This is a genomic window from Agrobacterium sp. H141, from assembly GCF_057158725.1.
Genome location: NZ_CM169893.1, coordinates 4,231,200 through 4,244,157, shown reverse-complemented (window position 1 = coordinate 4,244,157; position 12,958 = coordinate 4,231,200). Strand labels below are relative to the sequence as shown.

Annotated in this window: 15 protein-coding genes; 11 read left to right on the top strand and 4 right to left on the bottom strand. The window is 57.8% G+C overall.

The genetic code is table 11. The features are described from left to right. Positions 1-5: 5 nt before the first annotated feature. The 11 genes from ACWPM9_RS20060 to phnN all read left to right on the top strand — a co-directional run bounded on the left by ACWPM9_RS20060 (position 6) and on the right by phnN (position 10,069). The gene (locus ACWPM9_RS20060; protein WP_428186377.1) at positions 6-920 is read left to right on the top strand and encodes an alpha-D-ribose 1-methylphosphonate 5-phosphate C-P-lyase PhnJ; all 915 of its coding nucleotides are present in this window, start codon (positions 6-8) and stop codon (positions 918-920) included. Further along, on the top strand, positions 917-1,693 hold the full coding sequence (gene phnK / locus ACWPM9_RS20055; protein ID WP_484756289.1) for a phosphonate C-P lyase system protein PhnK: 777 nt from the start codon (positions 917-919) through the stop codon (positions 1,691-1,693). Before ACWPM9_RS20060 ends, phnK begins: the two co-directional genes overlap by 4 nt. A 16-nt stretch (positions 1,694-1,709) precedes the next feature. Beyond that, positions 1,710-2,417, top strand: coding sequence for a phosphonate C-P lyase system protein PhnL (gene phnL / locus ACWPM9_RS20050; protein ID WP_484756288.1), 708 nt, complete (start codon positions 1,710-1,712; stop codon positions 2,415-2,417). Further along, positions 2,414-3,028: a DapH/DapD/GlmU-related protein gene (locus ACWPM9_RS20045; protein ID WP_484756287.1), complete on the top strand. Its 615-nt coding sequence runs from the start codon at positions 2,414-2,416 to the stop codon at positions 3,026-3,028. The genes phnL and ACWPM9_RS20045 overlap by 4 nt, the downstream gene beginning before the upstream one ends. Before the next feature lie 120 nt (positions 3,029-3,148). After that, a complete protein-coding gene (gene phnC / locus ACWPM9_RS20040; protein ID WP_484756286.1) occupies positions 3,149-4,006 on the top strand; it encodes a phosphonate ABC transporter ATP-binding protein in 858 nt (285 codons plus the stop codon). An 82-nt stretch (positions 4,007-4,088) separates the two neighbouring features. After that, positions 4,089-4,994 (top strand): phosphonate ABC transporter substrate-binding protein, encoded by a 906-nt coding sequence (gene phnD, locus ACWPM9_RS20035; RefSeq protein WP_484756285.1) that lies wholly within the window; start codon positions 4,089-4,091, stop codon positions 4,992-4,994. Between the two features lie 100 nt (positions 4,995-5,094). After that, on the top strand, positions 5,095-6,057 hold the full coding sequence (phnE, locus tag ACWPM9_RS20030) for a phosphonate ABC transporter, permease protein PhnE (RefSeq protein WP_484756284.1): 963 nt from the start codon (positions 5,095-5,097) through the stop codon (positions 6,055-6,057). A 9-nt stretch (positions 6,058-6,066) separates the two neighbouring features. Continuing rightward, a complete protein-coding gene (gene phnE, locus ACWPM9_RS20025; protein WP_484756283.1) occupies positions 6,067-7,566 on the top strand; it encodes a phosphonate ABC transporter, permease protein PhnE in 1,500 nt (499 codons plus the stop codon). A 66-nt stretch (positions 7,567-7,632) separates the two neighbouring features. Next, the gene (locus tag ACWPM9_RS20020; RefSeq protein ID WP_484756282.1) at positions 7,633-8,322 is read left to right on the top strand and encodes a DUF1045 domain-containing protein; all 690 of its coding nucleotides are present in this window, start codon (positions 7,633-7,635) and stop codon (positions 8,320-8,322) included. A gap of 20 nt (positions 8,323-8,342) precedes the next feature. Beyond that, positions 8,343-9,482: an alpha-D-ribose 1-methylphosphonate 5-triphosphate diphosphatase gene (locus tag ACWPM9_RS20015; RefSeq protein ID WP_484756281.1), complete on the top strand. Its 1,140-nt coding sequence runs from the start codon at positions 8,343-8,345 to the stop codon at positions 9,480-9,482. Beyond that, positions 9,482-10,069, top strand: coding sequence for a phosphonate metabolism protein/1,5-bisphosphokinase (PRPP-forming) PhnN (phnN, locus tag ACWPM9_RS20010; RefSeq protein ID WP_484756280.1), 588 nt, complete (start codon positions 9,482-9,484; stop codon positions 10,067-10,069). The genes ACWPM9_RS20015 and phnN overlap by 1 nt, the downstream gene beginning before the upstream one ends. Positions 10,070-10,073: 4 nt before the next feature. On the opposite strand, the gene ACWPM9_RS20005 is transcribed toward phnN, so the two are convergent. Genes ACWPM9_RS20005 through pcaC form a run of 4 tightly spaced genes read right to left on the bottom strand, consistent with a single transcriptional unit; the run spans position 10,074 to position 12,958 of the window. Next, positions 10,074-11,129, bottom strand: a complete 1,056-nt coding sequence (locus ACWPM9_RS20005) for a 3-carboxy-cis,cis-muconate cycloisomerase (RefSeq protein ID WP_484756279.1) — start codon at positions 11,127-11,129, stop codon at positions 10,074-10,076. Positions 11,130-11,188: 59 nt separating this feature from the next. Beyond that, positions 11,189-11,806, bottom strand: coding sequence for a protocatechuate 3,4-dioxygenase subunit alpha (gene pcaG / locus ACWPM9_RS20000; RefSeq protein ID WP_484756278.1), 618 nt, complete (start codon positions 11,804-11,806; stop codon positions 11,189-11,191). Position 11,807: 1 nt separating this feature from the next. Beyond that, a complete protein-coding gene (pcaH, locus tag ACWPM9_RS19995; protein WP_428186364.1) occupies positions 11,808-12,548 on the bottom strand; it encodes a protocatechuate 3,4-dioxygenase subunit beta in 741 nt (246 codons plus the stop codon). Then, the gene (gene pcaC / locus ACWPM9_RS19990) at positions 12,545-12,958 is read right to left on the bottom strand and encodes a 4-carboxymuconolactone decarboxylase (protein WP_484756277.1); all 414 of its coding nucleotides are present in this window, start codon (positions 12,956-12,958) and stop codon (positions 12,545-12,547) included. The genes pcaH and pcaC overlap by 4 nt, the downstream gene beginning before the upstream one ends.

Below are 12,958 nucleotides of genomic sequence, written 5' to 3'. Positions count from 1 at the left end.
GTGCAATGAGCCAAGAAGTTTCCGCCCCCGACCATGCCCATGACGGGCTTGCCGAATATAATTTCGCCTATCTGGACGAACAGACCAAACGAATGATCCGTCGCGCGATCCTCAAAGCGATCGCCATTCCCGGATATCAGGTCCCTTTTGCCAGCCGCGAAATGCCCATGCCATACGGCTGGGGAACTGGCGGTGTCCAGGTAACCGCGTCCATTCTCGGGCCGGATGATCGCCTGAAAGTCATCGATCAGGGCGCCGACGATACCACCAATGCAGTCTCGATCCGTGCGTTCTTTCAGAAGGTTGCCAATGTCGCGGTCACCACCCGCACACGGGAGGCAACGATCATCCAGACGCGTCACCGCATTCCCGAAGAACGGTTAAGCGAAGGCCAGGTGCTGGTCTATCAGGTTCCAATACCCGAGCCACTGCGCTTTCTGGAGCCGCGCGAGACGGAGACACGCAAGATGCACGCGCTTGAGGAATATGGCCTGATGCATGTGAAACTCTATGAGGACATCGCCCGTAACGGTCATATCGCCACGACCTATGCCTATCCGGTCAAGGTCAACGAGCGATATGTCATGGACCCGTCGCCCACACCGAAATTTGATAATCCTAAAATGCACCAGTCCGAGGCACTTCAGCTGTTTGGTGCTGGCCGTGAAAAGCGTATTTATGCGGTGCCGCCCTACACCGAAGTCGTTAGCCTCGACTTTGAGGATCACCCGTTCACGATCCAGAAATTCGATAAACCCTGCGCGCTTTGCGCCGCGGAAAATGTCTATCTCGATGAGGTCATTCTCGACGATAAGGGCGCGCGAATGTTTGTCTGCTCCGACACTGATTACTGCGAGGAACGCCAAGCAGAGGGACATGTCGGCCACATGCTGGCACCGAGCAAGGAGGCTGCGCAATGAGCGATTTGCCGCTTCTCAAGGTGCGCAATGTTTCCAAGTTCTACGGAAGCCGCATCGGCTGCAACAATGTGTCATTCGATCTCTGGCCGGGAGAAGTTCTGGCCGTGGTCGGTGAGTCGGGTTCGGGTAAGACGACGCTGCTGAACAGTCTTTCGACCCGTCTGATGCCGACGACCGGCTCCATCGAATATCATATGCGCGATGGCTCCTACCGTGAACTCTACCACATGAGCGAGGCCGAGCGCCGCTCCCTCATGCGCACCGATTGGGGCTTCGTGCACCAGAATCCGGCGGACGGACTGCGCATGACGGTATCGGCCGGCGCCAATGTCGGCGAAAGGCTGATGGCGGTTGGTCAGCGCCATTACGGCAATATTCGCGAGACGGCCAGCGAGTGGCTCGAGCGTGTCGAGATCAATACCGACCGCATCGACGACCAGCCTCGTTCCTTTTCGGGTGGCATGCGTCAGCGCCTGCAGATCGCCCGCAATCTGGTAACCGGACCGCGGCTGGTCTTCATGGATGAACCGACGGGTGGTCTCGACGTCTCTGTTCAGGCGCGTCTGCTCGATCTGGTTCGCAACCTGGTCAACGATCTCGGTCTGTCCGCCATTGTCGTCACCCACGATCTCGCTGTCGCCAGGCTTCTGTCGCATCGCATGATGGTGATGAAGGACGGCAACGTGATCGAGGAAGGCCTGACCGATCGTGTTCTGGACGACCCTCGCGCGCCTTACACCCAACTGCTCGTCTCCTCCATTTTACAAGTCTGAGAACAGGAAAACTGCCATGGCTACGCCTCTCGTCGTATCGGAAGTGTGCAAAAGCTTCACCATGCATCTGCGCGACGGCATCCGTCTGCCGGTCGTCTCGAATGTGTCTTTCTCTGTTGCTGCTGGCGAATGTGTCGTTCTGGGTGGCCCATCCGGTATCGGCAAGAGCTCGATCCTGAAAATGTTGTTCGGCAATTATGCTGTAGACGGCGGCCAGATCCTCGTCTCGCGCGATGACAGCATCATCGATATAGCCACTGCCGATCCGCGCACGATTCTGGAAGTGCGTCGCCAGTCGATGGGCTATGTCAGTCAGTTCCTGCGCACGGTCCCGCGTGTTTCTGCCGTCGATATCGTCGCCGAACCGCTTTTCGCCCGCTCTGTTCCAATGGACGAAGCGCGTGCGCGTGCCTGCGACCTGCTGTCGGTCCTCAACTTGCCGCAAGCACTGTGGCAACTTCCGCCAGCGACATTCTCCGGTGGCGAGCAGCAGCGCGTCAATATCGCCCGTGGCTTCATCACCGATCACAAGATCCTCCTGCTTGACGAACCAACGGCGTCACTCGACGCGCAAAACCGAGCTGTTGTCGTCGATATGATTCGTCGCAAGAAGCGGGAGGGCGTGGCCATGCTCGGCATCTTCCATGATGAAGAAGTGCGCGAAGCCGTTGCCGATCGCATTATCGACGTCTCCGCTTTCTCGCCGCGAAAGGCCGCCGCATGAGCCGCAAACTTGGGGTCGAGCCGCTCATCCATCCGACCGCTTCCGTCAACAATTCCAAACTTGGCCGTTATACGGAAGTCGCGGATCGTTGCCGGATCGATGAAGTGGTCATCGGGGACTATTCCTATGTCATGCAGGACGGCGGCATCTGGTGCGCCGAGATTGGCAAATTTGCCAATATCGCGGCATCCGTGCGCATTAACGCCACCAATCACCCGACATGGCGTGCCACACTTCATCACTTCACTTATCGCGCCGCCGACTATTTCGAGGGCGCCGATATGGACACGGATTTCTTTGGCTGGCGTCGCGAAAACAGGGTGGCGATCGGTCACGACGTTTGGATCGGCCATGGTGCGACTATTCTCCCTGGCGTCACGGTTGGCAATGGTGCCGTCATCGGGGCAGGTGCTGTCGTCTCCAAGGACGTCGCGCCATACACTATCGTGGGCGGTGTGCCAGCCAAACTCATTCGCGAGCGCTTTTCCCGCAAATTGGGTCAAGCGATGAACGCGCTTTCCTGGTGGGACTGGGAGCATGACCAGTTGCATGCGGCCCTGGACGATTTTCGTCATCTCTCCGCTGAAGAATTCGTCGCCAAATATTCCTGAAGATCGTTTAACCTCAATTGCTTAGCCGTTGTCATGGAACTGTCATCCCTCTGACATTCACGCTTCATCAATCATCGTTAAAGCCTTGGGTGACTTGTGGACGTCATCGAAAGAGCGATTATGCGATTTAAGCTTGATAATCTTACCCGGCAGTTCGGACGCAATACGGCAGTGGAATCCGTTTGTGTGGACATTCCGTCGGGCCAGATGGTCGGGGTTATCGGGCGTTCCGGTGCGGGCAAATCGACGCTTTTGCGGATGATCAATCGATTGATCGATCCAAGCTCAGGTTCGATATATTTCGGTGATACCGAGGTTTCGTCCCTGCGTGGTGCGGCCTTGCGCGACTGGCAGCGCGATTGCGCGATGATCTTCCAGCAGTTCAATCTGGTGCCGCGCCTCGATGTGTTGACCAATGTCCTGCTGGGCCGCCTCAATCATCGCCCGACTGCGCTCAGCATTCTCAACATGTTCAGCCGCGACGAGCGCCTGATGGCAATTGCTGCGCTCGAGCGACTTGGTATCGAGCAGACGGCTTTGCAACAGGCGGGCACACTTTCGGGCGGTCAGCAGCAGCGCGTGGCAATCGCTCGCGCCTTGATGCAGGCACCCAAGATGGTGCTCGCCGACGAGCCGATTGCCTCGCTGGATCCGCTCAATGCGAAGATCGTCATGGACGCACTGCGTGATATCAACCAGCGCGAAGGCATTACCGTCATTACCAACCTGCATACGCTCGATACCGCGCGCAACTACTGTGAGCGCATTATCGGCATGGCCCAGGGCCGCGTTGTCTTCGACGGTACGCCTGATGAGCTGACGATAGAGGCCGTGCGTGAGATCTATGGCTCTGACAGCACCGGTGCCGAAATCGACGAGCGCATGACTTCGACCAGTATCAATGCGCCAGCCGTGCAGATCCCTGCCGGCGATTCCCCATCAGTTGTGCGCAAGCCCCTCGTTGCCGCAGGGGTTTGACGCACGCGCAGATCGTACACCCGCGTCAAGGGTAGCCAAACACGCCAAAATCCGGCGCGACCGGAAAAACAGGAGAGAACCCATGTTGAAGAAGACCCTTCATGCCGCTGTCGCGCTTGTCGCGCTTGCCAGTGGTGCAGCCGCTGAAGACCTCAAGGAATTCCGTATCGGCATCCTTGGTGGCGAAAACGAAGCCGACCGCCTGCGCAACTTCCAGTGCATGGTCGACACACTTCCCGCCGTTCTCGGCGTTGAAAAAGTGTCGCTGTTCCCGGCCGCCGACTATGACGGCGTGATCCAGGGCCTTCTCGGCGGCACACTCGATTACGCCGAACTCGGCGCATCCGGTTACGCCAAGATCTATCTGGCCGATGCCAAGGCTGTTGAGCCTATCCTTACAACCGTCCAGACCGACGGCTCCATGGGCTATCACTCGGTCATGGTCGCTCGCAAGGATTCGGGCATCACCAAGCTGGAAGACATGAAGGGCAAGAAGCTCGGCTTCGCAGATCCCGACTCTACCTCGGGCTACCTCGTTCCGACCGTAACACTTCCGGAAGCCGTGGGCGCTCCTGTCAAGGAATTCTTCGGCGAAACCGGCTTTGGTGGCGGTCACGAGAACCTCGTTCTCGAAGTCCTCAAGGGAACATTTGACGCCGGCACAACCTGGGCCTCGGGTGTTGGCGATTTCAAGGACGGCTACACATCGGGTAACCTTCGCAAGATGGTCGACAAGGGGATCCTCAACATGGACGACCTCGTTCAGCTCTGGGAATCCCCATTGATCCCAAATGGCCCGATCGTCGTTCGCAGCACCATGAATGACGACATGAAGTCCAAGTTCAAGGCATTCATGGTGGATCTGCCGAAGTCTGACCCGGAATGCTTCGCAGCCATCCAGGGTGGCGACTATACCGGTTATGCCGAAGTCAACGTCGATTTCTACAAGCCGATCATCGACGCACGCAAGGCAACCATCGGCGGTTGATAGCCGGCTAATTCAAGGGAACGCCGAATGCGCTCGCGCATTCGGCGGCTCTATTTCTTTAGCCCTGCATTCATTCGCGGCTTAAAGCGGACCACCATAGATGAGCTCAACCACACTAAAGCCTGTTCTCAGTGAACGAGGTGCTGTCGTCGAACGCCACTGGCAAGAACTGGCCCGCGGCCGCCGGCTCTACACCGTGCTGTCTTTGCTGTTTCTGGCCTTTGCGCTGGGTGGCTCGCTTTGGTTTGCCAATGAGACGAATTCGGGCAAATTCCTCGACAGGCTTCCACATTTCTTTGATTTCATTGGCGATCTGTTGCCGCGTGATCCACTGGAAATCTGGCGGGCCTTGTTCGATCTTCCGTCGCCTTACTATGACGGCAGTCTGCAATATAATTATCCTGAGGGCCGGTACTACATCACCCAGAGTCTTTATATCCCTGAATATTTTTACAAGATGACCGAGACGCTGAATATCGCGCTCCTCTCGACCATCATTGGATCTATCTTCGGATTCCTGCTGTCATTCCTGGCCGCCAAGAACCTGACGCCAAATGCCTGGATTCGTGGTCCGGTGCGGCGGTTCATGGAAATCCTGCGCGCCTTTCCGGAAATCGTGCTGGCCGGCTTCTTTCTGGCCATCCTCTCTCTCGGACCCATCCCTGCCATCATCGCTGTCACGATCCACACCATTGGAGCGCTTGGAAAGCTGTTTTTCGAGGTCGTCGAGAACGCGGACATGAAGCCGGATGAGGGGTTGAAGGCTGTTGGTGCCACCTGGGTCGAACGGGTCTGGTTCGGAATGGTGCCGCAGGTCATGCCGAATTTTGTCAGCTATTTCCTGCTGCGGCTCGAGATCAACGTCCGCGCTTCGACGATCATTGGCGCCGTTGGCGGCGGCGGTATCGGCGAACAGCTTCGCCTGTCCATCAGTCGCGGCCACGAAGCAAAGACGCTCGCGATCGTATTGCTGCTGTTTGTCACCATCATTGCCGTGGACAACCTGTCCGCCATGCTCCGCCGAAAGCTTGTCGGCGAGCAGGCGTTCCAGGCCGTGGCCTAGGACGTCGCCATGAACACGCTCAGCGCCTCCGATATGGAAGCCATCGCCTCCCGTCACCCGCATCTGCTCACCACATCGTTGTGGCAACGGTTTCGCTTTGCCATCATTGGCGGCGCAACGGTGCTTTACATCATCTTCTGCTGGTGGTTCTTCTCCATCGGCGCTGTTCTCGGCTCTGCCAACTGGGGCATTGCCGGCACATACCTTGCCGATTGGATCTCCTATGAAGAGCGGCCTGACATCTCCATTCACAAGGATGGTACGATGCAGATCGAGTTCTCACGCTACGATCCAATTGGCCCCAATCCAAATCCCGACTGGATCACCGCCAGACGCGAAACCCTCACGCGCACTATCGAGATCCCGGCAAGTGCCGCTCCTCAGACCAAGTCGACGTCATCCTTCAGCTTCGTTGCTCCCAGCAATGCCGGCGATCAGTCCGCGGAAAGCACCAAGGCGAGTACCGAGACCCGCACGGAAGAAGTCGTAACCCACGCGGTCGTGGATATGAACGCGACCGACAGGATTGAACTTGCCCCGCCGACAATCACTGTGGCTCGGGGAGATGAGCGTCTCGAAGTCTCGATTGGCAGCGACGGCGTCACGGCATTATCGCCCTTGCCCGAATGGGCCACACAGCGCGCACCCGGCGCAAAAGTCATGCTGGCATTCGGCTTTTCGGGCTGGGCCGAGATCCGTGACGACGCTGTTCTGGTTCACAAACGCTATCTCGGTTGGGAAGGCTTCTTCTTCGACATCAGCTCGCCATTTTTTGGCAAATCCTTCGGCGAAGTCTTCACACTGATCAGGTCAGGCGAGCGGATCAATCCGAACCAGAGCAACCTCTCTCTGGCGGTAGACAATTTCCTCTACAATCCATCCTGGCAGCATCTCGATGTCTGGACCAAACTGCTCCAGACCATCGTCATGGCTTTTGTCGGCACACTCTTTGCCATGGTGGTTGCTTTCCCGCTCTCCTTCATTGCCGCGCGAAACATCACCCGCAGCAAGCCGGTCAACCAGTTGGTGAAGCGCTTCTTCGACTTCCAGCGGTCGGTTGACATGTTCATCTGGGCGCTGTTCTTCACCCGCGCCTTTGGTCCGGGACCTCTTGCCGGGATTTCTGCAATCTTCTTCACCGACACCGGCACGCTCGGAAAGCTCTATTCCGAAGCGCTGGAAAACATCGACGACAAGCAGCGCGAAGGTGTGAAGTCGGTCGGAGCCTCGCCCATCGTCGTTCAGCGGTTCGGTGTCCTGCCGCAGGTGCTCCCGGTCTTTGCATCGCAGGCGCTCTATTTCTGGGAATCCAACACCCGCTCGGCCACGATCATCGGTGCAGTCGGCGCTGGTGGTATCGGTCTCAAGCTCTGGGAAGCCATGCGCACCAATGCCGACTGGGAAAATGTTGCCTATATGGTGGTGTTGATCCTCATTGTCGTGTTTGTATTCGACGCGATTTCCAATGCGCTGCGGACCCGGCTGATGGGCAATCGCCGTCGATATTAAGAACCAGACCCTGGAGCTGCTGCTGTGATCGCCGCACAATGAAAATGACCCTCTCGGAGAATACATTTGAGATACGCTATCTATTTCACCCCGCCGGCTGAAGCGCCGTTAACCCGCGCCGCAAGCAACTGGCTGGGGCGCGACGCGTTTACCGACGCGACGATGGCGCAGACGGCCGTCGAGGGAATTTCTCCGCAAAGATTGTTGGAACTGACTGTAGATCCCCGTCGCTATGGATTTCACGCAACCTTGAAGGCGCCATTCGAACTCGCCAACGGCCAGACTGAAGCGGATCTGCTTGCTGCATTTTCTGCCTTTTGTGCCAAGCGGTCTGCTTTTGAGATACCGAACGCAGTGATTGGACAAATCGGAAAATTCTTCGCGCTTGTGCCCGAGGAAACCTATCAACCGTTACAGGATTTCGCCTCGGCTGTTGTGCAGGTTTTCGAGCCGTTCCGGGCACCGCTATCCCCGGAAGACATGGCACGGCGCAAGCCGGAGAAGTTGTCCCAAGCTGAGCGTAACAATCTTGAGCGTTGGGGCTATCCATATGTATTCGATGCGTTTCGCTTCCACATGACGCTGTCGGGCCAGGTGCCCGAGGCCGAGGCTCCGGCCATAGGGGCAGCTTTGGATCGCCACTTCGCGGGCCTTGTGCCAATGCCGCTTGCCGTCAATGGCCTCGGCCTTTTCCGCGAGGAAACCAGAGGCACTGCCTTTACCGTGCAAACCTGGCTGCCGCTTGCTGGCGCCTGACTGACTGAAAGACCCTGACCATGTCCGCCGAAATGCTGCTTACAAATGCCCGCATCGTCCTTGAGGATGATATCCTTCACGGGTCCGTTCTGATCCGAGATGGAAAGATCGCCGATATCTCCGATGGCCCGATGGCGAGCGGCGAAGATCTGAATGGCGACTATCTCATTCCGGGCCTGATCGAACTTCATACCGACCATCTGGAATCGCATTATTCTCCGCGCCCGGGCGTACGCTGGCACAAGACTTCGGCCATTCAGGCCCATGATGCCCAGATCGTCACCTCCGGTATTACCACCGTATTCGACTGCCTGCGTATGGGCTCTGACGAAGATGGCGGTTTCGAAAAGGGCGAGATGCGCGACATGGCCGATGCCATTCAGGCGGCCGAGCGAGACGATCGCTTGCGGGCCCAACATTTTATCCATCTTCGCTGCGAGGTCGCCTCCGACAACGTGCTGGATCATGTGGCGGATTTCGAAGCGGACCCTCATGTCCGGCTCGTGTCGCTGATGGATCACTCCCCAGGCCAACGCCAGTTCCAGACGATGGAGCAGTACACGCTGTACTACAAGACCAAGCGGGGCCTGACCGATGAGGCTTTCGCCCGTTTCGTTGAAAGCCGTCTTGCGCTGTCAGCACGCTATTCCACGGCCCACCGGGATAGTCTCGCCACCATGTGCGCGCAACGAGGTGTGACTGTCGCAAGTCATGACGACGCGACGCTTGCGCATGTGGAAGAAGCCAAGGGACATGGGGTGAAGCTCGCTGAATTTCCGACCAGCCTTGAGGCAGCCGAAGCCTCGCATAAGGCAGGCATGAGTGTGCTGATGGGTGCGCCCAATGTCGTTCGCGGCAAGTCCCATTCCGGTAATATTGCTGCCCGCGATCTGGCAAAACTCGGTGTCCTCGACGTTTTGTCGTCTGACTATGTGCCACTCAGCCTCATGCACGCGGCCTTCGTCCTTGCCGATGAAATCGACGGCATATCGCTGCCAAAAGCGCTTGCCATGGTAACAAGCACGCCGGCCAAGACAGTGGGCCTCAACGATCGTGGCCGCATCGCAAACGACCTTCGGGCGGACCTCGTGCGCGTGCGCCATGATGAGGGTGTGCCTGTTGTTCGCTCTGTGTGGCGCGAAGGCTGGCGGGTCGCCTGATGGACCGTCAAAGTGGGCATAAGACGCAACAGGCATTGGGCACACTGGTTGCAGTGGTCGGTCCGAGCGGGGCGGGTAAAGACACGCTGATGAACCTGTCAGCGCAGCATTTCGCCGACCGGCAGGACGTCCATTTCGTTCAGCGCGTCATCACTCGCCCTCATGATTCCGGCGGTGAAGATCACAGATGCGTCACCTGTGAAGAGTTTGACGAGATGCGGCAAGCCGGGGCCTTTGCCATCGACTGGAATGCCCATGGCCTCAGTTACGGCATTCCGGCATCTGTGCGCGAAAAGCTGGCACTGGGTCATCTCGTTGTCGCCAACGGTTCCAGATCCGTGCTGGACCGCTTTGCAGGGACCTTCTCGCCATTCGTCGCCGTTAACGTCGTTGCAAGCCCCGACATACTGGCAAGCAGGCTTGAGGCGCGTGGACGTGAAAGCCGGGAAGATATCCTGCGGCGTCTTGCGCGCGGTTCGCTGGAGATAACGGGTGCGTTTGATGTTGTCACAATAGACAATAGCGGTTCGCTTGATGACGCAGCCGCGTGCATGAACCAGACCTTGAGCCGCTTCCTCAACGACTAACAGGTCAAACGGGTTTTCCAATCCGCTCAACGTTCGAGAGCATGCCTTGCGCGTGAAGAAGTGCAGTGCCAGCCGCCTCAATCATTTGCGGCAGCACCATCCATTCCAGTGTCCAGGCAGCCCCCGAGCGCTCCTGCTCGTGTATGAGTGCCTGATGGACCGCAGACACTTGCACTGCATTGAAGCGCGCGAGCGCGACCAGCACCTCGGCACGAACAGGGTTCTGCTTGTGTGGCATGGCCGATGATCCACCGCCGCCGGAGATTGCGATCTCCTGTCTGTCGCTCTGTGCCATCAAGGCAACGTCCTGTCCCAACTTTCCAAGCGCGCCGGTCAATCGCGCAAGCCAGTTTGCCAGATCGGCAAAGCGACCCCGGTCAGCATGCGGAACGTAGTTTGGCACCGAGAGCCCGAGGATGATTGCAAGGCTCTGACGCACCTCCGCAATCTTGTCCCCGAATTTTTCCGACGTGCCGGCGGCCCCTGCCAGAGAGACTATAAGAGCTTCTCTCTGGATCGTATGGAGTTCGGCGGCAACACGAATGATCGATTTGCGCCAGACTCGAAGGCGGTCGCCAGCGGCAATCTCTATGGCTGCCTGCATTCGGGTTTGAGCCATGACCGGCTTATGCTCGAACCGACGCAGAAGGTCATCGAATGTCGCATCGAGTTCGAGCAGTCGTCCTTCGAACACGGTAAGAACGGCCTTCAGCTTAAGTGCCAGCGCCGTATCGATCACGTCTTGGCTGGTGGCTCCGAAATGAACGGACGATCCATGGGAACCGGCTGCCGCACGCAACTGCTTGACCAGTTCCGGCACCACGACCCCGTCCTTGAGGGTGGCTTCGCAGAGTTTGGCCACATCTGGCTGAAAGCTCTGGAGGCTGCTGTCAATTCCGGCCGCGGCCGCGGGCTCGATCAGTCCGTGCTCGGCCTCCGCCTTTGCCAACCCCCGTTCGAAGGCAATCATCGCATTGATGTCAGCTTCGGTTCCCATGAGGCTGACAACGTTGGCATCGCCGAGCAACTGGTCGAGATAGGCAAGCGACGAAAGCGCCATGAGCAATTCATCTCCATTGGCATTGAAGACAGCGCGTCGAAAAGCGCGCTGTCTTGATATCAGATATCGAAGAAGATCGTTTCTTTGTCACCCTGAAGATGAATGTCGAACGTGTAGGTGCTGCCGTCCTGACTGGCCATCAGTGTCGCCACTCGCACCTTGAGCTCGATACGGCTGAGCACAGGATCGACGGCATTCGCGTCTTGCTCGTCGGGGAAATACATCCGCGTCTGAAGTCCCAGATTGATACCGCGGGCCACCACCCAGAAGGTGATATGCGGCGCCATGAGACGGCCATCCTTGAACGGAACCGGGCCAGGTTTGATCGTCTTGAACACGAATTCCCCGGTTGCCATGTCGCCGGGGCAGCGCGCCCACCCGAGAAACTCCGGATCCGCCAAGCCACGAGTTTCCGAAGGGCTCTGGTAGAGGCCTTGGGCATCGGCCTGCCAGATTTCGATCAGGGCATCCCGAAGGGGTGTGCCAGACCCATCATAGACGAAGCCGCGTACGGTGATGCGCTCGCCCTTGGTCTTGTCATTGTAGAGCGGTCCGGATCCGAGATCGGTATCGAAGACGCCCTCAATTCCGGAAAAGTTGGGTGTGCAGCCAATATGCACATAGGGGCCGGCGGTCTGGGAGGCGGATTCCTTCAGATATCCAAGCGATTGAACCATCTCAATTACCCTCCTTCCGGTTTTCAAACAGTGTGGAGCGACGTCCGCGCAGAACGATATCGAATTTATAGGCACGCAGATCGTGTGGGATCGTGGATGCCATGTCGAGAGGTGCGATCAGCTGCTTGATTGCTTCCTCATCAGGGATCGTCTTAACGATAGGACACCGCCAGATCAGCGGATCACCTTCGAAATACATCTGCGTGATCAGGCGCTGGGCAAAGCCATGCCCGAAGACGGAGAAATGGATATGCGCCGGTCGCCAATCATTGACGCCATTTGGCCACGGATAGGGTCCGGGCATAATCGTCTTTAGCCAGTAAGAGCCGTCTTCATCCGTGATGGTGCGGCCGACGCCACCGAAATTGGGGTCTAGCGGCGCGAGATATGTCTCTTTCTTGTGGCGATAGCGTCCACCGGCATTGGCCTGCCAGAACTCCACAAGTGCGCCAGAAACGCCTCTGCCACGCTCGTCAAGCACGCGACCATGGACCATGATGCGCGGGCCGATCGGCATTTCGCCTGGCTTGGCATAGTTCATGATCAGATCGTTATCGAGCTCGTTGAGGATGTTGTGGCCGAAGACAGGGCCGGTGATTTCGCTCTTGGTGCCTTCGAGAGAAATAAGCGCCCGCTGCGGCGAGCGCAAAACAGTGGTCTTGTACCACGGCGTATAGGCCGGCGGATGCATCTCCAGGTCACGGGCAAAAAATGGCCCCGTTTCCGGTTTAGAGTTTCTCATGTCTCCTCCTCCAAGGTCTGTGCATCGTCCATCTGCTGCAAAGTCGCCTTCACGATCTTGATCGCATGATTGGCGGCAGGCACGCCGGCATAGATTGCCACATGCATCATCGCCTCCATCAGGTCCTCTTTCGTGGCACCTGTGTTGGCAGTTGCACGCACATGCATGGCCACTTCGTCGTGATGGCCTAGAGCCGCCAGAAGGGCGATGGTCACCATGGAACGTTCACGCTTGCTCCAGTGGGGACGAGACCAAACATGGCCCCAGGCGGCCTCTGTAATCAGATCCTGAAACGGTTCGTCGAAACCTGTTTTGGCCTTGGTCGCCTGATCGACATAACGGTCACCCAATACACTGCGACGTGTCGCCATGCCTTGCTGGAACCGTTCGGATTTCTGCTGTTTTGCCAT